The organism is Haloarcula rubra, from assembly GCF_019599465.1.
Taxonomy (GTDB): domain Archaea; phylum Halobacteriota; class Halobacteria; order Halobacteriales; family Haloarculaceae; genus Haloarcula; species Haloarcula rubra.
The window spans coordinates 162,274-186,168 of the sequence record NZ_RKLR01000008.1 but is presented as its reverse complement, the minus strand read 5'-3'; the positions used below and the strand labels follow the sequence as shown (position 1 = coordinate 186,168).

The 23,895-nt window shown below is 55.5% G+C and carries 23 protein-coding genes and 1 pseudogene; 11 read left to right on the top strand and 13 right to left on the bottom strand.

The annotated features are described in order from the left end of the window. From EGH21_RS17670 to EGH21_RS17655, 4 genes are all read left to right on the top strand, one after another. A partial coding sequence (locus EGH21_RS17670; RefSeq protein WP_220619774.1) for a DUF4129 domain-containing transglutaminase family protein occupies positions 1-993 on the top strand: 993 nt, incomplete at its 5' end. A gap of 68 nt (positions 994-1,061) precedes the next feature. After that, complete coding sequence (locus tag EGH21_RS17665; protein WP_199708879.1) at positions 1,062-1,937, top strand: CPBP family intramembrane glutamic endopeptidase; 876 nt, start codon at positions 1,062-1,064, stop codon at positions 1,935-1,937. A 142-nt stretch (positions 1,938-2,079) separates the two neighbouring features. Continuing rightward, the gene (locus EGH21_RS17660) at positions 2,080-3,801 is read left to right on the top strand and encodes a flippase activity-associated protein Agl23 (protein WP_220619773.1); all 1,722 of its coding nucleotides are present in this window, start codon (positions 2,080-2,082) and stop codon (positions 3,799-3,801) included. 304 nt (positions 3,802-4,105) lie between these two features. Continuing rightward, positions 4,106-4,681, top strand: a complete 576-nt coding sequence (locus EGH21_RS17655; protein WP_119712994.1) for a hypothetical protein — start codon at positions 4,106-4,108, stop codon at positions 4,679-4,681. Between the two features lie 27 nt (positions 4,682-4,708). Here the strand turns inward: EGH21_RS17655 and EGH21_RS17650 are convergent, their stop codons facing one another. From EGH21_RS17650 to EGH21_RS24145, 6 genes and pseudogenes are all read right to left on the bottom strand, one after another. Further along, positions 4,709-5,851, bottom strand: coding sequence for a DUF63 family protein (locus EGH21_RS17650; protein WP_119712993.1), 1,143 nt, complete (start codon positions 5,849-5,851; stop codon positions 4,709-4,711). Positions 5,852-6,100: 249 nt separating this feature from the next. Beyond that, positions 6,101-6,592 carry a DUF420 domain-containing protein gene (locus tag EGH21_RS17645; RefSeq protein WP_425433316.1) on the bottom strand — a complete coding sequence of 164 codons (492 nt, stop codon included), beginning with the start codon at positions 6,590-6,592 and terminating at the stop codon, positions 6,101-6,103. A 321-nt stretch (positions 6,593-6,913) separates the two neighbouring features. After that, positions 6,914-8,031 (bottom strand): annotated as a pseudogene (locus EGH21_RS17640) (site-2 protease family protein). Positions 8,032-8,088: 57 nt separating this feature from the next. Beyond that, the gene (locus EGH21_RS17635; protein ID WP_220619772.1) at positions 8,089-8,538 is read right to left on the bottom strand and encodes a DoxX family membrane protein; all 450 of its coding nucleotides are present in this window, start codon (positions 8,536-8,538) and stop codon (positions 8,089-8,091) included. A 134-nt stretch (positions 8,539-8,672) separates the two neighbouring features. Next, complete coding sequence (locus EGH21_RS17630) at positions 8,673-9,113, bottom strand: cupredoxin domain-containing protein (protein WP_220619771.1); 441 nt, start codon at positions 9,111-9,113, stop codon at positions 8,673-8,675. Positions 9,114-9,278: 165 nt separating this feature from the next. Further along, positions 9,279-9,563 (bottom strand): hypothetical protein, encoded by a 285-nt coding sequence (locus EGH21_RS24145; RefSeq protein WP_236035635.1) that lies wholly within the window; start codon positions 9,561-9,563, stop codon positions 9,279-9,281. Positions 9,564-9,569: 6 nt separating this feature from the next. Here EGH21_RS24145 and EGH21_RS24140 point away from each other — a divergent pair, with 6 nt between their 5' ends. Together EGH21_RS24140 and EGH21_RS17620 are read left to right on the top strand one after the other, a co-directional pair. Next, the gene (locus EGH21_RS24140; protein WP_328765699.1) at positions 9,570-10,328 is read left to right on the top strand and encodes a transposase; all 759 of its coding nucleotides are present in this window, start codon (positions 9,570-9,572) and stop codon (positions 10,326-10,328) included. A 312-nt stretch (positions 10,329-10,640) separates the two neighbouring features. Next, positions 10,641-11,915, top strand: coding sequence for an RNA-guided endonuclease InsQ/TnpB family protein (locus EGH21_RS17620; RefSeq protein ID WP_425433315.1), 1,275 nt, complete (start codon positions 10,641-10,643; stop codon positions 11,913-11,915). Between the two features lie 131 nt (positions 11,916-12,046). Here the strand turns inward: EGH21_RS17620 and EGH21_RS17615 are convergent, their stop codons facing one another. The 4 genes from EGH21_RS17615 to EGH21_RS24755 form a co-directional block, all read right to left on the bottom strand. Then, positions 12,047-12,553 (bottom strand): DUF192 domain-containing protein, encoded by a 507-nt coding sequence (locus EGH21_RS17615; RefSeq protein ID WP_220619768.1) that lies wholly within the window; start codon positions 12,551-12,553, stop codon positions 12,047-12,049. Positions 12,554-12,722: 169 nt separating this feature from the next. Further along, entirely contained in the window at positions 12,723-13,379 is a 657-nt protein-coding gene (locus EGH21_RS17610; RefSeq protein WP_220619767.1) for a hypothetical protein, read from the bottom strand. Between the two features lie 384 nt (positions 13,380-13,763). Further along, positions 13,764-15,314 carry a spermidine synthase gene (locus tag EGH21_RS17605; protein ID WP_119712986.1) on the bottom strand — a complete coding sequence of 517 codons (1,551 nt, stop codon included), beginning with the start codon at positions 15,312-15,314 and terminating at the stop codon, positions 13,764-13,766. A 348-nt stretch (positions 15,315-15,662) separates the two neighbouring features. Continuing rightward, positions 15,663-15,812 carry a DUF7563 family protein gene (locus EGH21_RS24755; RefSeq protein WP_425433313.1) on the bottom strand — a complete coding sequence of 50 codons (150 nt, stop codon included), beginning with the start codon at positions 15,810-15,812 and terminating at the stop codon, positions 15,663-15,665. Between the two features lie 352 nt (positions 15,813-16,164). On the opposite strand from EGH21_RS24755, the gene EGH21_RS17600 reads away from it, so the two are divergent. The 3 genes from EGH21_RS17600 to EGH21_RS17590 all read left to right on the top strand — a co-directional run bounded on the left by EGH21_RS17600 (position 16,165) and on the right by EGH21_RS17590 (position 20,387). Then, positions 16,165-17,406 (top strand): RNA-guided endonuclease InsQ/TnpB family protein, encoded by a 1,242-nt coding sequence (locus EGH21_RS17600; RefSeq protein ID WP_119712985.1) that lies wholly within the window; start codon positions 16,165-16,167, stop codon positions 17,404-17,406. A gap of 299 nt (positions 17,407-17,705) precedes the next feature. Further along, positions 17,706-18,338, top strand: coding sequence for a rod-determining factor RdfA (gene rdfA / locus EGH21_RS17595; protein ID WP_147374896.1), 633 nt, complete (start codon positions 17,706-17,708; stop codon positions 18,336-18,338). 138 nt (positions 18,339-18,476) lie between these two features. Then, the gene (locus tag EGH21_RS17590; protein WP_220619766.1) at positions 18,477-20,387 is read left to right on the top strand and encodes an archaea-specific SMC-related protein; all 1,911 of its coding nucleotides are present in this window, start codon (positions 18,477-18,479) and stop codon (positions 20,385-20,387) included. 217 nt (positions 20,388-20,604) lie between these two features. On the opposite strand, the gene EGH21_RS17585 is transcribed toward EGH21_RS17590, so the two are convergent. Further along, positions 20,605-21,228: a hypothetical protein gene (locus EGH21_RS17585; RefSeq protein WP_220619765.1), complete on the bottom strand. Its 624-nt coding sequence runs from the start codon at positions 21,226-21,228 to the stop codon at positions 20,605-20,607. A gap of 254 nt (positions 21,229-21,482) precedes the next feature. Between EGH21_RS17585 and artA the strand changes: the two genes are divergently transcribed. Next, a complete protein-coding gene (gene artA / locus EGH21_RS17580; RefSeq protein ID WP_425433314.1) occupies positions 21,483-22,388 on the top strand; it encodes an archaeosortase A in 906 nt (301 codons plus the stop codon). 59 nt (positions 22,389-22,447) lie between these two features. Next, entirely contained in the window at positions 22,448-23,212 is a 765-nt protein-coding gene (locus EGH21_RS17575; RefSeq protein ID WP_220619763.1) for a hypothetical protein, read from the top strand. A gap of 56 nt (positions 23,213-23,268) precedes the next feature. On the opposite strand, the gene EGH21_RS17570 is transcribed toward EGH21_RS17575, so the two are convergent. Continuing rightward, positions 23,269-23,565, bottom strand: a complete 297-nt coding sequence (locus EGH21_RS17570; RefSeq protein WP_220619762.1) for a hypothetical protein — start codon at positions 23,563-23,565, stop codon at positions 23,269-23,271. Then, positions 23,562-23,870, bottom strand: a complete 309-nt coding sequence (locus EGH21_RS17565) for a hypothetical protein (RefSeq protein ID WP_220619761.1) — start codon at positions 23,868-23,870, stop codon at positions 23,562-23,564. Before EGH21_RS17565 ends, EGH21_RS17570 begins: the two co-directional genes overlap by 4 nt. Positions 23,871-23,895: the final 25 nt, after the last annotated feature.

Sequence of the window (23,895 nt, the reverse complement as noted above, 5' to 3'; positions counted from 1 at the left end):
ATCACACGCCCCGACGGCAATATCGCAGACAGATTCATTTTCGAGATGGAACGAGGCTATTGCGTCTATTACGCGACTGCTATGGCGACCATGCTTCGGACACTCGGTATTCCAGCCCGATTCACGGTGGGATACACGACTGGGCAATCGGTCGCTGACAACCAGTGGGTGATTCGAGGATTCAATTCCCACGCCTGGGTCGAGGTGTTCTTCCCGGAGATTGGCTGGGTATCCTTTGACCCGACACCGAGCGGGCCACGGCAGGCAGCTCGACAGCAGCAGCTCGAAGACGCTCGAGCCGCGAATACGGACGGTATCGACACGAGTCGAACACGACCTACGACTACGCCCTCACTGTCGACGGTGTCGTCCTCACAGAACAATACGACCACGGCAGAAACTGGAGCGTCACAGGCACCAGATATCGATTCCCCAGCGTCGGGGAATGATTCTGATACCAATCTGACGCAGGTCGACGAACAACGGGGAGCGGTCGCGTCGGACCCCGAGATGACAACGATAGGAGCGGGTGCCCTCCGGCAGAACGGCCAAGAGACGACAGGGGTTAGCCGGCGTTCACTATTCACCAACTTTTCAGATACTGATCAAGTAGCAATTGTCGCGGGCGTCATCGGTGCTGCTCTCGGAATCAACCGATTTAGCCTGCTACGACGAGGCTATGAATTCGTCGAACTCGGGTGGCAAGCTTCGACAGATTCTCCTCAGGCGGATGTCGAACGGGCTTTCGATCGTCTGGAACAGGTACTGGCTCGTCAATATCGAGCGCGTCGGTCGGGAGAGACGAGGCGAGAATACATACGAATGCTTCGGACTACCGGACGGGAAGACGACCGACTGCAGCGGATACTCGCTATCTATGAGCTCGCTGTATACGGCGGCGAGGTGTCTCCTGCGCGTGCAGACGAGGCCATCGGACTCGTCGACGACATCGTCCGGGAGCGGCTCTTCTCGATGAATCATCGAATCTCGTAATCTCGTGTCAGAGACCCGACATCTGCTCAGGTGATCTCTTTCCCCGACGGTACGCTTAGCTCGGATGTGTGCTCTTCCTCGGCTTCGATTTACAGCGGTTCAAGGAGCATGCCTCGCGGCTGCCCCCCGAGCCGACTCGCACCCTGCGTACACCAACGCCGCTGGGAACCCGAATCGACAGACAGGAAGGTACAAGCGTCGCTAACTCAAACCCCGAGGTCATGGATACGGAGCTACGGCAACGAGGCCGGAGCCTACTTACGGCCATTGCGTTAGCCGTGAGCGGGTTCACTGTTGGAGCAATCGTTGTTTTTCTCACAGCCCAGGTACTCATCGTCGCAGGTGTCGATGTGATGAACTCGCCAGCAGTCCTCCTCGTCATTTCGACGGTGATGTTACAGGGAGTCACATTTGGTCTTCTAGCGATTGGCTATCTCAAACTGAGTGGCCTCGGTTTTGGTTTCCTTGCACTTCGCCGCCCGACCGTCCGAGACGCTGGCTGGACTGTCGGGGGACTCGTCGGCTTTTTCATCCTCTACGGTGCATTGAATCTCGTCATTTCGACGCTCGGTGTCCCCGTCGCGGAGAATCAGGTCGCACAAATCGGAGCACAAAATCCGGAAGTGCTCTTACTGTTGGTCCCGTTCTCTTTGCTGTTCGTTGGCCCCGGTGAGGAACTCCTTTTCCGGGGACTCGTGCAAGGAACCCTTCGACGAGCCTTTCGACCGTGGAGTGCGATCGTCATTGCGAGTGCGATTTTCGCTGTGAGCCACGCAGCAGCCCTTAGTGGAGACGGCCAACTCACATACATGGCCGTCGTGTTCGTCCTCGCACTCGTTCTCGGTGCCGTATATGAATACGCGGAAAATCTCGTGATTCCGGCGGTGATACATGGAGTTTACAATGCAGTGTTATTTACTGCGCTCTATTTTCAGGTCACGTGATTCTCCTCTTGTTTGCCGGTGTCCGCTGGATTCGTGCATAGCGTTGTTCCTCCTGTAGGTGTAGCAACTCTCTCGGCCGTATCGTGCAGTAGCCGTGTCGAAGTCGATATCTCTATTCCGGTAGAAGATTCTGTATTCGGTAATGGATTGGAGTGACGGCCGCCTCATACCCGAGCGGCGCGTACCGAGGACTCTGATTGCCGTGGTAGCGATCACCGCCGGTGCACTGGTCGCCCGTCTTGTCGGACTTGGACAACGAGTCTTTCATTGGGATGAGGGTCGGGTCGGTTACTGGACGCTCCGGTACATGGAGAGTGGTGTTTTTGAGTACCGACCGATCATCCACGGTCCGTTCCTGCCCCTGGTCAATAGTCAGGTATTCACGCTGATCGGCCCGAGTGATTTTAGCGCCCGGCTCGTCGTCGCACTTGTCGGCGGCCTGCTCCCAGCTGCCGCATGGTTGTTTCGCGAACACCTGCGGGATTCTGAACTCGTCGCACTAGCGCTATTGCTGGCAGCCAATCCACTTCTCTTGTACTACTCTCGATTCATGCGCAACGACGTTCTCCTCGCAACCTTCATGCTCTTCACCATTGGATTCGGGGTGCGACTCTACGATACTCGAAAGCCGAGATATCTGTATGCCAGCGCGGGGGTGTTCGGACTAGGATTTACGACCAAGGAAAACGCGCTGCTATTCCCGATTGTCTGGCTCGGAGCGATTGGGTTACTTCTCGATTATCGGCTGGTCATGGCCCGGTATCGAGACCGTGATTGGCAGGCGATTCTTAGCGAGCACGTTGCTCGAATTGTTCACGGAGTCAGAGGATGGGGAATCCATAGTATCGGGTCGACAGGATTGTTCGTAGTACTCGTCATGTTCTTTTATGCTCCCCGTCCGGGAGTTTGGAGAGCATTTACTCGACCGACATTATTCCCGGCAGTCATCGAAACCGCCACGATCGGAACCTGGGACAAGATTTACACGACGTGGATCAGTGGCGAGGGGAACGCGTATCTGCCGTATCTGGGTGACTTCCTCGAAACGCTTGCGTTCGGTGCTGCACCATTAGGTCTCCTCGCTGTCGCGGGATTTCTTGCGAATCGATATGCTGCGGAGACTCCACGGGAATTCGTTGCATTCGCTGGCTATTGGGGGTTCGCCAGCATCCTCGGATACCCCCTCGCAACCGACATCAAAGCGCCGTGGACGACTATTAACGCGATTGTCCCGCTGGCGATACCTGCGGCGGTCGGTGCAGGGCTGTTGTACCGACGAGCGCGACGGGCTATTGTGAGCGGAAATAGTCTCGATAGTAGTCTCACCGTCCTCTTGGTGTTGGTCGTTGTCGGTGGTATCGCCGTTCCTGCAGTGGACGTCGCGTATCTCAACAGCTCTTCCGAGACGAACAAAGAGGTATTGCAGTGGGCACAACCGAGCAACGAAATGAAACCCACACTCCAGAACATGATGGTCATCTCAGCAGCGCACGATGGGACCGACGTACTCTTCTACGGGACCAGAAATCCGACCAATGAAGACGAAGTCTTGTTCTACGTCAGTAATGAGAGCAGCCTTCGGCAACCGCCGCCGGGCGGGCCCAACTGGCACAGTCGACTTCCGCTCCCGTGGTATCTCGAACGGGTCAACGCGACCGTGATGAGTACAAGCCCTGAAATGAATCCAACCGAATTACGCGAGGACGCACCCCCTATCGTCATTGCGTACAGCTGGGATCAGGAAGCGCTCGCACCTAATTTACCGGGATATACCGTTTACCAACACGATTTCAAACTCTGGGATGAGGAGATCGTGATTTTCATTGATAACACCCACCCAGCAGACCACGAGGCACGTGAATGAACCCAGAACGCCCACTCTCGTCGAGATCTACTACCCATCCATTCGTGTTCGGTTAAGGCCGCAAGTGTTGAATCCCAGGGATTCAAGGATTGGCTCAGCTGGTTCGAAAGGCCGAATTCGGGCTCATCAGCAGTCGTTCGGAGTTGCGACCGACCTAAGAATATTACTGGCAGTGTTAACCGAACACGGATGACTACCCATCGAACGAACCCTATACAATGTGTTCGTTATGAAGGAGGTTGAATCGTATCACTGTTTGACCGGAATCTTATGACGACGGGGTGTATACCGTCCCAGTAGCAGCATGCCCGAATGCGACTACTGCGGAGCATCGTTCGGGGATGAGGACGCATATCTCACTCATCTCGGCGACGAACACAGTGACGACCTCGGCCGGATTGATCGGCGCCGTGTCGAACAGCACCAAAACGAAGACTCGAGTATAGATCTTGAGCCAGGGCCAGTCGTATTGGTCGGGATCATTCTCGTGGCCGGGATATTCGTCACGTATCTCACTGTATTTAGCGACCAAGGACAGCAGGCAGGCCCCACCCATATCCACGGTACGATCACCATGATCATCGATGGAGAGCGTGTTCCCACTGCACAACAGCAAGGCTCGGCAGTCTTCCATTTCCACGGAGATAGTCTGCAGTGGCACGTTGAGACTGCAGATGTCTCTCTCGAACAGGCGATGAACGCCGTTGGGGTTGAGATCAGCGAGGAACGTGTGGTATACGATGGAACGACCTACCGCGAGGCCGATCAAAACACGACGCTCACGTACGAAGCCAACGGCCAGCGGATCGTTCCCGGTGAGTATGTACTCAAAGACGGCGACGAGATTCGTATTTCCATTAACACTGATACTGGCTCATGATCCTCACATCGGTTAGATCACCGTAATTCAGATCCCAAATGTGGCCCGGACCATATCTCGAGTACCAGGACCTAATCCGACTGCGAGGATCGCGATCAACAGCAGAACTGCATATCGCGGGCTTTCTTCGAAGATAGCTTCGTCGAAGATCCAGATGACGCCGACTGCCGCGATGAGCTTGATGAGCAAGAATGGCCAGGATGTTCCGATAACCGACGTAATCGATGGTGGGAGGAGCTGACCCGTGATGTCAATAACGGCTCGGTTCACTGGGTGCTTGGGAAAGTAATTCGAAGGAAGGCCCAGTGCCGTTGCCCAATTGGTGAGAATGACGTTCGCGGCCCCGTCGACGGCGTGGCCCCAGAGCACGGCCAGACCAATATAACCGGTTCCATGGTTGACTGTCGGCGCGTATCGTTGGAGCCCGATCCAGATCCCACCTGTCGTAATTGTAGCCACGAGGAGTGTGATGAGCGTAATCTGCGGATAGAGCTGGACGTACTCCGTCGCTATTGCGAGCCAGAGAAGATAGACAATCGTCGCGCCTAGCACTATCGTCCCGATGGCAGTCAACGGCGACCGATAGCTGTCGACCCACTCTCGTCGGGCAGGGACGACACTCCCGACGAGTGCCACGAGCACGATCACGAACATCGTGAAGTAGATAATCGGACTGATAATGAGGGTGTTCAAAGGATACGCGATGAGGGGGTCGAATCCGGACGGAACGGCATCGTTGGCATCCTCAACGACGCGGAGTACACCACCGAAGAACATGAACGGAATGAGTGCGAAAAAGAGTTCCCTGTCTCGACCGACATCGAGTCGCCGAAGCAGGAATAGGACGCCCACCAGCATGAACAGGAGAATGACCATGTAGCCGATCTCGGAGACGACTGTGTATCCAGGCTCGGCGACCACAGCTCCCTGTTCGATTGCTGTTTGGCACGCATCGGCGCTGTTCAGCAATCTCACGCTGCCGCCGTCTGAGACGGCACATTGTGCGCTCTGCGCGTCTGCATAGACTGGGCCCCAGAAATACTGCCAGATAAATCGGTCATACACCCATCGGGGAAACGCGAGTGACCCCCCGATAAGGACGACGAGACCAACGATGGACGCGCCGAGCCACGCTCGTTCGGGGGCGATCCGCTCGCTACTCATTGCCATAACTTATCTGAAGTGGTTAATGCGAGGGCTTCAACGTTCCGGGACTGGGATTTCGATCATCCCGACCGAGTCGGACAGTATTTCTTTTCGTCATTCACAGCGTATTCTTCCGGAAGTTCCTCATCGAGGAGGGCAGCCCACTCAGCAAGTCGGTGGTGTGAGGTGTCGGACATCCGTTCACCGGTTCGGGACTCATCTGCGAACGGTATAGACGTGTCGACCGGGGTGACTCACTACCTATTGTGCCTCTCAATATACCACATAGAGAAGTAAATAAACGATGAGGCCGAGGGCGAACGAGACGAGCCACAGCGAAGCGGCGATCCGTCCTATCCTCGGATGACGTGTCTGTGGTATCTCGTGGATTGGTCGAGTGACCGCCAGCAGAAGGACATAGTATAGTAACGGAACACAGATGATAGCGAGCAAGATGTGGATGGAGAGGAGCGGCAAATAGACGAACTGACGTATGACCTCTGGGCCCGCGAAGGGCGTTGGCCCTTGTAATGCCACTTTGTAGAGATAGAGAATCAGAAATGTCGCGAATAGCATGACTCCGCTAAGCATCGCTGCCCGATGTCGTTTGATTTGTCCGGCACGGATCCAATACCAACCGGCCCCGATGATCAGAATTGCGAGCCCACTGATGATCGCGTTAACGAGTGGGATCGCGTTGAGAACCCACGACGGAGCTTGTGGGAGGAGTGTTTTCGGAATCGTCCCGAGTGCCGCACCAAACACGAGGGCAAGCGAGACAACTGTCAGAATTCCCGCGACTTCCGGGACGCGGTGTTTGACTCGCAGATCCATACTCGATCGTTGCTCTCCTGTTCAAAAAATCCGCTTATTCGGTTATCTGCATCGTACGAAAAGGAACTGAAATTCGAACGGTGAATGGCGTCCGTGAGTTGTCCGAGTTGCTAATCAGTTCGAGTAATGAGACGCAGGTTGTCTCATAGGGTCGTGCGTAACTATCTCTAGCGATCGTCGGAAAACCGGCGTGTCAAGACCGATGGGACGGACCTTGATCCGTGAACCGAAAACGAATTACGCACGACCGTATCAGGAGACGATCTGGATCGGGACCGGCGTAAAAGCGAGTATCCCGAGGACGAATGTGGTGATCGCGAGTATCTTCCGCCCTGTTCCGAGTTCTCGTTCCAGAATCGGAGTCGCAGACCCCGCCCTCACAAACACGAGCGTGAACGCCCCCAGAATGCCCACAGTCCAACGGCGTTCCCATCGCCTCGAGTAACGAAGAGATATCCCGCGAGACCAAAGAGCGCGAACGGGACGGCCTTCGCAACCGTCTCGTGACTGTCACCAAGTACAGCACGAAGGATATGGCCCCCGTCGAGTTGCCCGACTGGGAGGAGGTTTAGGAACGTCACGAACATCTCGACCCAGCCGCCGATTACGACTGGATTGACCGCTTTCTTCGGGTCGGTGTAGCGGAGCGGTTGTCCGGGTGCCCACGCGATGAACTGCAACAACGGCGGAAATCCGAGACGGATCTGTATCGCGTTGGCCGAGGTCGCCGCGTGTTCCGGAACCGTTATCGGTGCTAACAAGAGGCCAATAACGGAGACAATGACGGTCGCTATGAGCCCGGCGAGTGGCCCAGCGATGCCGATATCGAAGAGCACCTTCCGACTCGGCATCTGCCCCTGCATCCGGATCACGGCGCCGAGCGTTCCGATGAACGTCGGAATCGGAATGAAGTAGGGAAGGGTCGCGTTGACATCGTAGTAGCGACTCATGGCGTAGTGACCGAGTTCGTGGATGCCGAGGACGCCCATGATTGCGGCTGCGAACGGTCACGCATCGATGACATTCAACGGTGAACTCGCAATCGAAATGTGGTACCACTGTGCTCCAGCAAAGAGTGTCGTTCCGACGGTCGCAACGGCCAACAGGATATTGACCCAGGGAAGTCCGCTGGATTCTGTCTGTCGTGGCTCCGCGACGAGGGCGTGCTCGCCCAGCTCGGTGGTGAGTGAGACCTCGTAGCCCCGATCACGAAACACCGGCCAGAACGACTCGAGGATCTGTTGCCTGGAGGCGAGCGGCTCACCGTAGTAGCGGAGCTGACCCTCGCGGATTCGAATCTCGTACACTGAAAAAAGTCCGTCAAGTTCATTTCGTGGCGGAGCAGTCTCAGGAAGATCGGCCTGTGCCATGATTCGATCTGGATTTTTGGTCTTCCGCCGAATAAGCCCTGTTTTCACCCGTGACCATCAGCGAGTGCAATCGGACCGCTGGGCGGACAGGAGCGTCACCCCGAGTGCGAGCGCGACCAAGCCAGGATCCCTGATGAGGATGTCGACGAATTTCCCAGTCAGTATCACCCCCGTCACTAGGTCGAACACCACCGCAAGCAACGAGAGCGTAATAACACCCGCGACGATCGTCATGTAGAAGCCGGCGATGAGTGCAACGCCGAACAGGAGTTCGAACACGCCGTTGGCCATCATCACGAGTTCGAACGATACGATCGATTCGGGCCAGAGCGCCGTGACCCAAGGGGCGGCATACTTGGTCCATGCGTCGGGGGCGACGAGCTTGTGCGCGCCGGCGAGGAAGATGACTGCACCGAGGCTGATACGCATCACGGGCAGTGCGTACTCCGAATACTGATCCAGATACCCGATGTATCTGTCTCTGTATTTCGCGTTGGTGGGACTCATAGGAGCGAAGAGTCGCTGGTAACGGAAATAAATAGTGCTACGGTATACCACAATTCGTCTCGGCTGGCTTCCCATCCGTACAGAATGGGTCTTGGAAGACCCGTGGGTTCGATTACGTGAGCTGTACTTGCCAGTTACTCACACGGGAGGCTTGCATCCAACGAGACGTCTCCGACAAGGACGACCCCGCACTGATTGGATTGGCCATGGATTGTACAGTAATACTCGTAGATCCCCTCCGAATCGAACGTGTTCGAGACTGTAGCACCCGCTGGTAGATCCTTTGCGACGTCCCAGTCAGCCGCTGCGTCGTGGAATTGCTCGCTCGTCACGTCGTGGGCGAAATCATCCTCGTTCACCCATTCGACGGTTGTGCCAGGTTCGACTTCTAGTCGAATTGGATCGAACGTCACGTCGACCGCCGTAACTGTCGCGTCGGCTTCGGAACCTCCGTTCTCGTTTTGTCCACCGTCTCCCGGTTCAGTTCCCTCGTTATTTCCGTTACCGCCCGTACAGCCGGCAATCGATACTGTGGCGAATGCTACTGATGTCGCTAGGAACCGTCTCCGATCCATAGAACAACCTACAGAGACGAATTATGGAAGTTGCAAGGCTAAAACCCCGCCCTAAACAGTAGTTGCCGAACTTAACTGACGACTCGATTCGTAGTCGTCGGTATGGTCGACACAACCGAAGCAAAACAGGTCTGCCGTGCCGCCTCAACGCTCATTTACCCGGCGCTAGAGTTTGGCGTCAAACCATGTGGAACCTACACGAGAGCGGACTTCGAGCACGTCCTCTCTCGGATCGCCTTCGACCACGAGTTCGCGAATACAGGTGGGAAGACCGTTCAACTCGGTCGGTCCGAGCCGGTCGACATCACGTCGACGGCTCGGAATCCACTCGCGAAATCCCTGCTCTACCACCTTCGTCACCTTGATGCGGACGCCATCGACGCCCAGTTCGATGGCGTCCGCAACCGCCTCTTTCAGGTCCTTCGGGCACAACGACTGCTTCCTGACCATGTTGATGTGGCGATCGATCTTCACGAGTGGCGGTTCTACGGCGCAGCCGACACCGACCACGTCCTCATCACTTACCCTGACCGCGGAACGAACCGAGCGTACTGCTTTGCGACGCTCTGTATCGTCGCTCCCAGCGTTCGATTTACTCTCGCTGTCCTCCCGATGGATGCGAACGGCTTCCGTGCGAAGCAGGAAGCCGTTCGCTCACTCATCGTCGAAGCACGCCAGTACGTGCCGATCAGACACGTCTACCTGGATCGAGGCTTCTATCAGGTTTATGTTGTCGCGGAGCTGGAACGGCTAGAAATCGACTACATCGTGCGTGCACGGCCGAGTACGGGAATGAAAGCCCGTCTCAGCGCCGGCGCTGAGACGGTCGTGGATGCGTACCAGATGCAGCGAAAACGCCCACCGACCGCGGCGGTTGATGTCACCGTGTTCGCGGTCCCACACCGAACGAGCGAGGATGAGCACGTCTGGTTCGTGACGAACCTTAACGTGGAGAATGAGACGGCCAGGGCGTACGCGGCGGCGTTCCGCCGCCGCTGGGGGATCGAAACTTCGTATCGCCAGATCGGCGACTTCCTTCCGAGAACGTCCTCGCCGACGTTCTCGGTGCGGTTGTTCTACTTTCTGTTCGCCGTCGCGCTGTACAATCTGTGGGTGTTAGCGAACGTTCTCGTCTCAACTGGTAGAAAATCAACGAAGCCACCGATATCGACGCGAATCTTCCGCACGTTCGTCCTCTCGACAGACTACGGCTAGCGGCTGGGTCACTCCGACCGGGACAACCGGTCAGAACGTCCGTGGTAAGTGGCAGCTCAGGTCCGCCGCCGAGCGGCGGCGGTCCTTCGGTCTTCGATTCTGGTTCGTGAGTCTCTGTACCAGCCCAACCCCAGCTGACCTAACGGAGTGATCGCTTCTCCTCCACCGTCGATTTGATTCGGCAACTACTGTTCAGGGCGGGGATACAGCCGACAACTCCTACACAATCCACCGTCGATGGCAAGGCCGGATATTCCACGCTAACCGACACTATTAAGAGAACGGCGTCCATAACCAGTTATGAAGCCAGAAATTAGCCGAACCATCCGAACCTTCGAGGCCACCATCACGAACCAGCAACAGGTTTGTGACGATCTCAACCAACTCGGATGGGCCGCCTCAAAACTCTGGAACGTCGGTCGCTACTACACACAAGAACAGTGGGACGAAACGGGCGAGATTCCCGATGACGGGGAACTCAAAGCCGAACTCAAAGGCCACGAACGCTACACGGACTTACATTCTCAATCCAGTCAGCGCGTTCTCGAAGAACTCGCTGAAGCGTTCAACGGCTGGTTCGGCAAGCGTCGGAACGGCGATGACCGTGCCCGCCCGCCCGGCTACCGTAAACACGGAGACTCCCACCCGCGTTCAACCGTGTCGTTCAAAGCGGCTGGCTTCAAGCACGACGCACAGTTCACCCGTGTCCGCCTCTCGAAAGGCCGCAACCTCAAAGAACACCGTTCGGACTTCATCCTCTGTGAGTACCAGACTCGCCCGGATGTTGACCTCTCTGAGTGGGACATTCAACAGGTTCGCGCCGTCTACAAACGCGACGAGTGGCGGCTACAGTTCGTCTGTCGCACCACCATCGGCCCGGAACCGCCGGGAGATGGGGTGGCCGGTGTTGACCTCGGGATTTGCAACTTCGCCGCCGTCTCGTTCGGCGGTGAATCGGTGTTGTATCCCGGTGGCGCACTCAAAGAGGACGAATACTACTTCGGCAAGAAGCATGCCGAGACGGACGATTCGGCTTCACGCGAAGCGGAGCGTCTCGACCGAAAACGAACCGCCCGTCGGACACACTTCTTGCACGCACTCTCGAAAGCAATCGTGGAGGAGTGCGTTGAACGAGGTGTTGGGACGCTTGTCGTTGGAGACCTTGGCGGCATCCGTGAGGACGATGAAAACGGCGAACCTCGGAATTGGGGCGACCACGGCAATCTCGACTTGCACGGGTGGGCGTTCGACCGCTTCACGACGCTTCTCGACTACAAGGCGGAAGCCGAAGGCATCGAGGTGGAGTTGGTGTCGGAACGCGATACGTCGAAGTCGTGTTCGGCGTGCGGTCACACCGACGGCAATCAGCGCGTTGAACGTGGCCTGTACGTCTGTGAGGCGTGCGATTCGGTTGCGAACGCGGACGTGAACGGCGCGGAGAATATTCGGCAAAAGGTACTCCCGAGTCTCGCCACGGATGGCGGTGATAGGGATAACGGCTGGTTGGCACAGCCAGCGGTTCACCTGTTCGACCGTAGTGAGGGTGTTTTCGCCCCACGAGAACAGGTCGTGAACCGCGAACCTTAATATCCCAACGAGGTCGGGAATCCTCGCGCTTTAGCGCGGGGAGGATGTCAAATAATAGATTCGATGGCTCAACGATTGGGCCATACGCAAACGTGAACTTCGAACCGTGGAGCACCGTCATATCCATGCGTTCACTCTCGGTATGTGATCTCCACGAGATCTCCCGTGGTGATATTGTTTTGCTCTGTGTATCCACGAGGAACTTCGAGCACCCATTTTGCCTGGCCCCGATAGGGCGTGAGTTCTCCCTCGCTCGTATTCGGTGGGGGCACGGAAGCGTGATGGATGCGTGTGATTTGCCCATCAGCATCGATAAAGATGATATCGAGCGGGAAGTCCATATCGCGCATTACGAAGGTGCGCTCGCCTTCACGGTCGAACACAAACAGCATGCCCGTTCCGTTCGGGAGGCGCTCCGTATCGCTCAAGCCACGATATCGCTCCGTCGGTGTGTCGGCTACCCGAGCATCGACTGTGGCTAGCGTTGTTCCGTCTTCATTCGAGATCGTTACTTGAGCGCGTTTCTGATCGTCTGAGAAAGGTGTAGACAGGAGCCCTAGATTTACCCCTACGAGTACCGCCGCCGTGACGATTAACAATCCTCCCACGATTATCCAGATGCGTCGCCACGAGGCCATAACCAAACCACGAACGGTAGTCAGGTAACAATTGCGAACTGATCTACCTAGATTTTCAGAGAACTTCTGCTGTCTCCTGTTCGGTTAATTCGAATCTCTTGCGATCATAACCTCCAGTACGGCACTCTGGTTCACAATCCTGTTCAACACTTCTTTTCAGATACCTGTATTAGCTTCCGACAACCGCCTCGGGATCAAGCCCAGTAGTATCCGTCTCGACAGCTTGTGAGTCTCCTTCTTGCGGATTTTTCACTATCCCCTCGAAACACCATGTTCCAGTCCGTGCATCGACGATGAGCGTATCGTCCTCATACGAGATCGAGTTCACTCTCTCTACAGGGAGGATCGTTGCTTGTTCAGTCGTTTCAAGACTAGCCAAATCAAGTGAGATATCGGCCATCGTAACCTCGTCGGATGTCTTCTGGACACGAGTGAAATCGTACGTGCCCGCCGCTTCAAGCCCGTATTGAGAGTCAACCCCCTTCAGGGGTGTGAGCCATATGTCTTCGTCTCCGGTTCGGGTTGCTTGCGACTCGTAGAACTGTTCAAGCACCTCTTGATACGCGTCTCTGACGTGTCCAACCGACAGTTTCCACGCGATGACTCCGCCAATCGCACCCACTATTGGCAAAAGGACCGCGACGAGGAGAGCCACACTCCCAAGCAAGATCCCAAGCGGGAGTAAGGTTATCGCACCGGCGAAAAAGCCGAGCAGAAACCCGTTCAAAACAATCTGCCCTGGATCCCAAGCAAAGCGCCATCTCCATCCGTTGGTACCTATATCGTGAGAAGCTACCACTGTCACATGTACCTCTACGAGTACCACTACGAATCAGTTTGGATATCACATGGGCGATGTGAGAAGTCACATATTGGTCGAACTCTGTGTTCGTGGGTGGTCAGCGAAACAGCTACATTGTTGGCTCGAGGTCGGTTAAGGAGAACGATACATACAAGATAGCGGGACCATTCGCATCTGACACGGCAATTAAAAACGGATCTCAAAGAGGTTGATAGTCATACATGCACTATGCTGTCTACACACTACTCGTTGGCGTACTGGTCGGTGGGTGGCTGCTAGTTCTTTCTCTCTTCGATAACCCACTTGTGATCTCCGTTGCGACTGTCGTAATCATGGGTGCGCTGATTGCCCTTCTGATCTATTATAATTCGAATGGCACCGATACCGATGGATGAGAGCTGTCTGGGCTCACGCAGGTGATGCCGTTTCGTTTGTCTCGATGACGTACTTACGGCCGAGCATCGGATCGAGTAACTGGGCGACTGGAGCCTTATCATCCCGGAGGACTGGAACGTCGCCTGTCTTCACGTCCGTCCGGTAGAAGCTGATTTCGTGACTGAGGTTGAGGCCGATGTCGCGCCGCCGGTTTCGCTCCGAGAGTTCAGCCTTCGATACTCGTCGAGAATTTTTGGTTGCAATCAGCTCGATGTTCTGGACGAATCCCGTCCGAGACGTGGGGAAACTGTAGACCTGTGGGAACACCTGTGCCATCGTCTTGTACTCCGCTCGGTAGAATTCCGAGCCTGGGCCGCTAGGTGCCGAAATCACGTTCGCAAACAGGATGCCGTTTTCGTCTAATTTGCTGGATGCAAGCTGCATGAACTCTTTCGTTGTCAGATGAAATGGGACTTTGTCCTTCTGGTAGGCGTCGAGGATGATCAGGTCGTACGTCTTGTTCGTCGATTGGAGGAACTGGCGGCCATCGGCGTTGTAGATGTTCAGTTGCTCTGATTCTTGGACACGGAAGTACTCTTTCGCGGTTTGGATGACAACCGGGTCGATCTCAACGACGTCGACGGTAACGTTGTACTTCTCGGCAAAGATTTTCGGACCAGTGAATCCGCCGCCACCAATGAACAACACTCGGTCGATATCTTCACGCATCAGTAGAGGGAGATGGAAGTACCGGGTATAGTCAAAAACGTGCTCGTTCGGCTGATCGAGATCCATCGCACTGTGTCGCTGCCCTCCGAGATAGAGGGTTCGGACGCCATCGCTATCGACAACTCGCAACTCCTGGTAGGGTGTTTGGGTTTGGGAGACGACGTCTCCGGAGACAACCACTCCGGCCGAGCTCCCGGCGACCGCTCCGACAAGAAGTATGGAGACGAACAGGATCGTGGTCAGTGTCTGCCGAGGAATCGTTGGAAGCGCAACCCGAATTGCGGCGAGGATCAAGAGGCTACCGAACAGAAACCCGATTAGGTCGACGCTCAGTGATGGAATGAGAAAGAAGGTCGTCGCGAACGCGCCAACGATACTCCCGAATGTCCCCAGAGCAAACACATGCCCGGCAGCATCACCTGTGTTTTGTTTCTCTGAGAGTTCTGCTGCGTACGGGCTGATGAACCCGAGCATATACACTGGGGGCCCAAAAAGGATTGTGACTGGAACGAGTGATGCAAATCGGGCGGGGACGGGAACGACACTGGAGGCGCGTAGCATCAGTTCGCCAGCGAAGATGAGGAAGGCGACATAGGCGGCGGCAAAGAGCAGCAGCGACGTTATTCGGCCGTAGGTAGCGTTTGTCTCGGCCTCTTTGCCGCCACGATAGTATCCGAGGCTCAGTGCTGCCAGAAAGACACCGATGATGCTTCCCCACGTGTAAATGCTACTTCCGAATTGGGGTGCGATAATCCTCCCCGCGAGAATCTCTAGCCCCATGCTGGTCGTTCCAGCAATGAGGACTGCCAACTCGGCTCTCGTCAGTCGAAGGGAACGCTTGAACACGGCTCGCATTACGATATCACCGGACTGAATCCCTATAAATACCCCCTGTCCTGGCCTAGGCCTTCAATCCCTACAGATCAAGGCGTGAGCCTCGGGGTCGTTTGGAAGACCGCAGATCTTCCGTGATGACGAGACACCGTCGGCGTCTCGAACCACTCGGCCCGGAGGCGGTTCGCGTGTCCTGTTTCCAGTTCTCGCGAGGAATCAACGTACAGAAGATTGGCTCTGCGACGTGAACGGGTTGTAAACCAAATCTATTCAAAGATACAAGGCAGGATTCCACGGGTCACCCGACCCGGGGTTGTTGATCTCTTTTGAGTTGGGTGATGTTGGAGTCTCCGTTCTTCGGTGTTGCGATCATGCACTCGGAATTCGCTCACGGACGGTTTGGGCAATACCCGCCGTCGCCGAACAGTTCGGGCAAGCCAATATCCGTCCCTGTGTGTCAGCAAACACGCGAGCGAACCGCTCAGAGACGTGCCTGCCGCAGTGGTTGCAGTTGGGCATGACCTCCACCTAGTACACGTTTCTCTTTCATCTTCCGGGACTAAATATGTTCTCCAAGCTCCGACCCAATTTCGAACATTCGAAGTCAGATTCCATCTATCCGTATAGATCTTGGAACCTTTGCTGTCCCGAAATCGAGTGTGGGATGGGCCATGGTGGGGGAGAGGGGCTTCGGGGCTTGGGGTGCAAGACAGCGGTCAGCCTACCAAGGGATGGCCGTCCCACATCCTCTATTGGAACACGGGATTTATTAGCGGTCAAGGCGAATACCCCGAGGCTTGACCTCGGGGATGAAGCCGACACTTAGGGATACAAACCATTAACTGACAATACGCCTAATCAAAGGATAGCGATGGAATACAGTCACCGCTACCACGCTTACCCAACACAAGAGGTAGCGGAGAGGCTGGAACATCATCTGAACGTTCATCGCCAACTCTACAACCACGTCCGATGGGATTATGAACAAGCCCCGGAAGACGACAAACCAACCGAGTTCGACCAGAACAACAAACTCCCCGAGTGGAAACAAAAGTGGCCGATATTCGCGGACACATACTCGAAAGCCGCACAAGCCACCGTCGCACGCTTCCACCGCAACCTCTCGAATCTTCGTAAGAAGAAAGAGAAGGGGTACAACGTTGGTCGGCTCAAGCGGCAAGCACCCACCGAGTATCGGAGTGTGACGTACAACCAGTCCGGGTTCGACCTCGATGAAAAGAGGGACCGTGACAGGATTGCATACGTCCGCTTCAGCAAAATCGGCTGGGTGAAGATTCGCTATCACCGCCCGATTCCTGACCACGCCACCATCAAGGAGATCACGTTCAAGAAGGAAACGACTGGCGAGTGGTTCGTCTCCTTCGGCCTCGAAACCGACGATGATGACCTACCCGAGAAGCACGATGTGAACTCGCTTGATGCGAGCAATAGCGTTGGAATTGACCTCGGCATCCTGAACTACATCCACACGTCGAACGGTACGACCGTTGACTGGCTCAACCTCGAAGACGACTACGACCGACTCCGACGCGAACAACGGAAGTTGTCTCGTAAGCAGAAAGAGTCGAACAACTACGAGAAGCAACGCTTGAAAGTCGCCAAGGTCAAGCGTCGGATTCGACGCAGAGTGCTGGACTATCAGCACAAAATCACGACGTGGCTCGTCAAAGAGTACGACGCTGTATTCGTTGAGGACTTGGACGTGAAGGGGATGCTCGAACAGTCGCATAACGCTCGCAACAAGCAGGATGCGGCGTGGCGACAATTCATCACCCTGCTCGAATACAAAGCCGACCTGTACGGCTGTCACGTCGTACAGGCCGAAGCACGAGGAACCACCAAAGAATGTGCGTCGTGTGGCGTGGAAACAGCGAAACCAATCTGGATTCGAGAGCATTCGTGTCCGTCGTGTGGGTTTGAAACGGATAGAGACGCGAACGCGGCGATGAACGTTCTCAAGAGAGGCTTTTCTGAACTAGGGCTGGGATGGCCCGAATCAACGCCCGTGGAGACTGTGACCGCTACGGATACCGCTGATTTCCAGCGTGTGTCTGCAAGTCACGTCGTAGAAACGGGAAGCCTCGGGGCTTGACCCCGAGGCGATTCACCAACCTTTGTCCGCCAGATCGTCCGACTCGTTCGAATCCATGGTGGTCCAATCAACGAATTCGCCTATCGCACTCAGCGTTTCACACTCATACAGTTGTGAAGTATATGTCTCAAAGGTTTCAATCCACAATAGCATTGGAATAGAAAGTCTTTTGAGATCAAGTCCCGCAATTGCTTTGAGAAGTCTGTAGATTTCCGCCGCTAGTGGGGCATACTTCTCAGTTAATTTTTTAAACTCTACCCCATATAAACTAGGCACGAGAAATGCCGAGCGTACAACGAATGGAGAATCGCACTGGAACTGCCTGTGGATGTAAGATCAGTCGGGCCGCCGAACAGTATCAGCTCGACGAGCTGGACGAACGACTGTACCACGCCCATCAGATCGAAGGAGCCAGCCTCCGCGAACTCGAAACCGTTGTGAACAGACGGATTCTGGAGAGTGCCTTACAAGACGTAGGTGTCGAAACGCTCGGTGATGTCAGCGACCTCTATCAACGGCTGACCGACGACGATGTCAGTGCTGGCGACCGAGCAGAGCTCAGAACACGTCTCGAACAAGTTGGAGTCGATCTTTCCCAAGTCGAATCGGATTTCGTCACTTACCAAACGGTACGCAAGCATTTGCGTCAATCGCTCGGTGTTGACACCAGTGGCGGGACGGACCTCACCGTCTCCGATGCCCATACACGGATTCACCGGCTCCAGTCTCGAAGTGAAGCCGTCATTACGGAGACACTTGAACACCTACGTCGGGCCGAGACCATTGAGGCGGGGAAACTCGATGTCGTACTCTCGATGCGCGTGTCCTGTGAATGCTGTGGTGACTCATATCGTCTCGCAGACCTTCTGAACCAAGGACACTGCCAGTGTCGTGGTAAAGCTAGCCAAGAGCCCGAAGAATCCATCCAATGAAACCAACCGTGATCAGATTCGAACATGAGCTGCGATCGAATCAGAACCGACATTCGCCTCGAATCCTGCAGTGCATCGTGAATAATCCATTCAGAACGACGACCCAGTAACATGCCACAACAGATTGACAACAAATCAGTGTCAGTTTCCGTTCAGAATCTCGGCGGTATCGACACCTGCAACGTCGAGTTCGGACCAGACGTGACGATTCTTACGGGCCACAATGCGACAAATCGAACGTCATTACTCACTGCGGTTGCAAGTGCATTAGGTGGTTCGGCCGGGGCGCTCAAAGGCGACGCCGACCGGGGCGAAGTCACACTAGAACTCGACGGGGACACCTACACCCGACGATTCATTCGTGAGAACAGTGGGGTCCGTGTCGAAGGAGAGCCGTATACGACCGACGAGACGCTCGTCGATCTCTTCGCTTGCCTTCTGGAGTCGAATCCTGCGCGACAGGCCGTCGAACGTGGTGATGACCTTCGGGAACTCGTTATGCGGCCAGTCGACATTGATGAACTACAGACGCAGATTCGAGAACTCGAGGATGAACGGTGCGAACTCGAAGAGCGTCTGTCTACAATCGAACGTCAACGCGACCGTCTGCCTGATCTAGAGCAACGACGGACGACCCTTGAGGAGGAATTGGAAGACGTCGAAGAGCAACTCTCGGCCCGCCGTCAGGAAATTGAGGCACACGAGGCCGATCGAGAAGAGGCGAGTGCCGCCCAAGATGTCGTCGAGACACACCAGGAGACGCAGGCGAAGCTCTCTGATGCCCGTCAAGAACTCGAAACACAACAGACGAGTCTGGAGGCACTTCGGGACGAACGCGACGAGGTCGAAGCTGAACTCGAGGAGGTGGATGGCGACGTATCCGGGGAGGTGCAGGAGATTGAGACGGAATTAGAGCGACTCCGGGAACGAAAGCGCATTCTGGCCGACGCTATCAGCGATCTCTCGGCCATCGTCGAATTTAACGAGGAATTGCTCGAAGGCGGAACCAAAACGGACGAACTACTGGGTCGGACGGAGTCGGACGATGTCACCGCACAGCTTGATCCAACGTCCGAAACGATCGAATGTTGGACGTGTGGGAGCGACGTCAAGCGCCAGGAGATCGGTGAACGCGTCGACGAATTCCGAGACGTGATCGAAGAGCGACGGGCGGACCGAAAGGCTGCTCAGGAACGGATCGAGGAAATCAGTGATCGACAAGCACAGCTCGAAACGCTCTCCACGAAGCGGGAGCAACTCGAACAACGACGTCAGGAGATCGAGACCGAGATTCAGGATCGACAGGACCGGATCGCGGAACTGCAGGAACGTGAAGCCGACCTCGAAGAGCGGGTAACCCAGCTCGAGCAAGAGATCGCGGAGACGGAAGACCTCCGCGACAGCGATCTCTTGGAGAAGTACCAAACGGTTAGCGAACTGGAGTACGAACGTGGCCAGGTAGAGCAAGAACTCACTGACGTTCGGGACGAGTTGCAACAGATCGAGGAGTTAGCGGATGAACGCGACCAGCTCGAAGCACAGCGTGACGAACTCCAGACTGAACTCTCGTCGCTCCGGACACGAGTCGAGGATCTCGAACGGGAGGTCGTGGAGGTCTTCAACGACCGGATGGCAGACATCCTCGAATTACTGGAGTACGAGAACCTCGAACGCGTCTGGATCGAGCGGAAAACCGATGGGTCCGGTTCCGGGACCGGTATCCCGGATAGTACGTTCGATCTTCACGTCATTCGGACGACAGCGGATGGCACCGTGTACGAGGATACGGTGGCCCACCTGAGTGAAAGCGAACGTGAGGTAACCGGCCTCATCGTAGCGCTTGCGGGCTATGTTGCTCACGACGTCTACGAAACGGTACCCATGGTCCTGCTGGACTCAGTCGAAGCGATCGACGCATCCCGGATTGCTCGACTGGTCGAGTATGTCGCTGATACGGTTCCGTATCTCATCGTTGCCCTACTCCCCGAGGACGCAGCGGCTCTCGATGATAAGTATACGCGCCTCTCAGCCGACGAACTTCAGACGTAGGGCAGTTATTTATCCCCCGTATGACTTCTTTGTCGGTTCTCCGTCTTTCCGAGGTCTTCTTATCGAAATTCCTTTGCTGGCCAGGACGATTCATCTCACAAAGATTCCCGTGTAGGGGCTCCTATGGCTGATAATCTCGGTATTCGGATGCCTCCCCTGACTCCAGCTGGTGTCACAACCAGGGCTACCCTACAGAAAGCCCGAGGCAAGTCGGCCATCACATTGTACTTGTTTCATTTTTCGTTGTGGCGTCGGTGTCTATGCGTACGGTGATGACGTCACCGTCACGAAGCGTGTATATCCACGGGTCGATGCTCGTCTCTCCACGCATGGTGGTGATTGACGTGTCTGAGTCGCTCGATTGGTAGGTCGTACCTCTGAAGGTGATGATGTGGGCCTGCCCCTCGTGTTGGTATTCAATGTCTGGCAGGGTGTTGAGTGCATACTGCAGCGTGACGGTATCTTGCTCGTTATGCCACTTGTACTGATCCCCATCCGACGCGAAGTGGAACTTCTCGTCGAGTTCTTCGTACTTGGACTGCTCGAAGTTAATCCGCTCGCCGTTAACCTCGAAGAAGAGCTGGCCATGCCAGTGCTCTCCAGATTGACCCCCGGGCGAGCCCATCGGTTCCTCGGGCGTGGCGGTTGTCGTCTTCTGAGTCGACGACGTGGTGGTTGTAGTCCCCCCATTAGTCGTCGTGGTGGTCGTAATTTCTTTGTCGGTCGCTGTAGGCGTTGTTGTATCGTCGTTTTGACTTCCCAACGCGGAACAGCCAGCGAGCGTGGCGAGAACTCCGCTGCTGGACGCCAGTAGGAACTGACGCCGTGAGTGCGATGCCATAGCAATCCAGCTTAGCACAGCTGCTTACTTGCTTATACACCCGATAAACGACCACGAGAATTGTGAGACTTCACTAGTGTGTCGTCTCTGAGTCTCAATCAGGCCCCTCGTTAAGCGGGATTATTGTTCGATGGGGCTGATCCACCAGAGTTCTGAAGCGGTTCCTGACACCGAAGATTTCGTTGACGGAAAGGTTATATGCCACTCGAAAAAATCACAAACCGTCAGCTATGCCAGGCCATTTAGGCGGTGTTATCCCGGGTGTTCCAGAGGTTACGGATCCGTTTGCGTGGGTCGTTATTGCAGTTTTCGTCATTGCTACACTCGTTCGCAAGCGTTCACTCTACGGAAAGGGTGTGCCGGTCTTCTCGCCTCGATATGCAGCAACTGGTGCGTGGATTCTCTTTGCGATCTTCTGGCTGCTGCTCGTTCCCCACTTCGCCTTCGTGCAGAAAAGCTACATTGAAGGCTTTCTGAGCGCCGCCGCCGTTCCCGCAAGCCTGTATACCGCGTATCTCGTCTGGACTGAAAAGCGGGATCTCTCCACGCTTACTCGGTCGATTGCTCTCATGGGACTCATCTATGTACCGTTCCTCACACTTGCGCCTCTACAGGAGTGGCTGATCGAGACGACCACGAACAATGCCGAGTGGCTTCTCGCGGTGCTTGGATACTCACCAGCTATTGTTGCAGGGGATCTCGGGTATCAGAATACCTTCCAGTTTGTCCTTCCGAATAGCCACCGTATCGAAGTGAGTGTCATTCTCGCGTGTACGGGAATCGGAAGCATGTCCGTCGTTTCGGGACTTATCACGTCGACGGAGGCATCTCTGTCACGCAAACTCCAGGCTGTTACGATCGCGATCCCCGTGATTTATCTCGCAAATATCCTTCGTGTTGCGTTTATCGCTGTAGCGTTCGGCAAGCAGTGGTTCCAGTTCTACGTTCAGGAAATCCTCTTCCTGTTCGGAGCCTCAGATCCGTACCTGGTCTCCTATTTCGTCTCGGATCGCATCATCTCGCAGAGCCTCTCCGTCGTCGTGCTCGTCGGATTAGTCTGGGCGCTACTCCGCGTCAATCCTGAGTTGTTCGAGGTCATCGAGGATGTCGCGTATATCGCGACTGGGAACGAATACGACATTCGCCGAGCCTTAAATTAACGCCGGTTTCGTGGGCCGACGGAGTGGTTTTATAACTCCATATTGTTATCACCGCGACGATGGAGTTCACAACCGGAGCGGGACTATTACTTACAGCCGGTACTCTCGGAATCACGCATGGGATCGAACCCGACCACGTCGCTGGTATCACAGCATTGACTCACGAACGGGGTGATCCGAGACTCTCAGCCCTCGTCGGCGGGTGTTTTGCTGTCGGCCACGTTGCGATCGTTGTCGTTTGGATCGCGATCGCGTACGTCCTGCTTGAGACGGCAACCTTTCCTCCAGTGTTCGAACAGGCTGGAATGGTGTTCGTCGGCATTTCGTTGGGGGTTCTAGGGCTTTACCTCGGGATCACCGGCACTCGAAAACTCATCCACCGGCATACTCATGACCACGGTGAAGGCCCACACGCGCACTACCATCTGCATTTGCCACCATCGATTCGTTCCAGAACAGACCCCAACGGGGACTCTGTCGACGACCACGGCGAACACACGCATAGCCACGGGATCATCGGGTATCTCAAGATCGGCTTCGTCGGTGCGTTGTTCACACTCTCGCCGCCGGTATCGATGCTCGCGTTCATCTCGGTCGCGCTGGCGGAGACCGATGTGGCCCTTCTGCCCGGAGTCGTAGTGGTATATGGTGTTATGATTGTTGCCACAATGGCTCTCATCGGCGGTGGGGCGGGTACTCTGTTTCGTGTCTCCGCAGCCCGTGGACAGCATTTTCATGCAATTTCGCAGGTCGTCGCATCGGTACTGGTCTTGGGAGTCGCGGGTAACCTTCTGGTCGCTATCGTCCCCGAACTGTTGGCCTAGTCAACAACAGACGCGGGACGAGTTATTGGACGAGCGATATGATTGGTTTTCTCAACTCACGGGCCGGAGAGACGGTTGATGGACGGCAACGTCTCATGCCGGGCTGCAACCAGCGAATACAACCCAGCTGCTATCGAAAGGATGAACAGGAGATGTGCCAGCTGAAGTCCGCTCGGCCAGTAGTATAAGAACGCCATCTGTGCCGTGATCGACAATACGGTCCCGGCAGCGATCAGCAGGAGGAATTCACGATGAATCACGAGGAAGCGATCCGAATGCAGGACGAAGGCGATTCCCGCCAGTATGCCGAGGCCGACCAGCCCCTCATACAGCTCAAACATGTCCACGATCATCTGCGATCACCACGTACAACCACGGCTATGTCGGGATGGAGGGCGACGAGCCGAAAGACACCGAGTGCTAACACGGTGTACGAAAGCGGTTCAAGTGCGTTGACAATCGGCGGGTGTTGGGGCCAGAAATACAGCAACCCATGAGAGACTGTAAAAACCACTGTGGCCGCTAGTACTGGAAGCAACATCCGGCGGTAATTTGAGTCTCTGAACTCGTGATACGCAAGGACAGATAATCCGATGGCCACGACACCCACAAGGCCGCCGAGGGCGAGCACGACCGCGGGGGATGGATCGACGCTCATACGTGGTGAACGGTTATGTAACCGC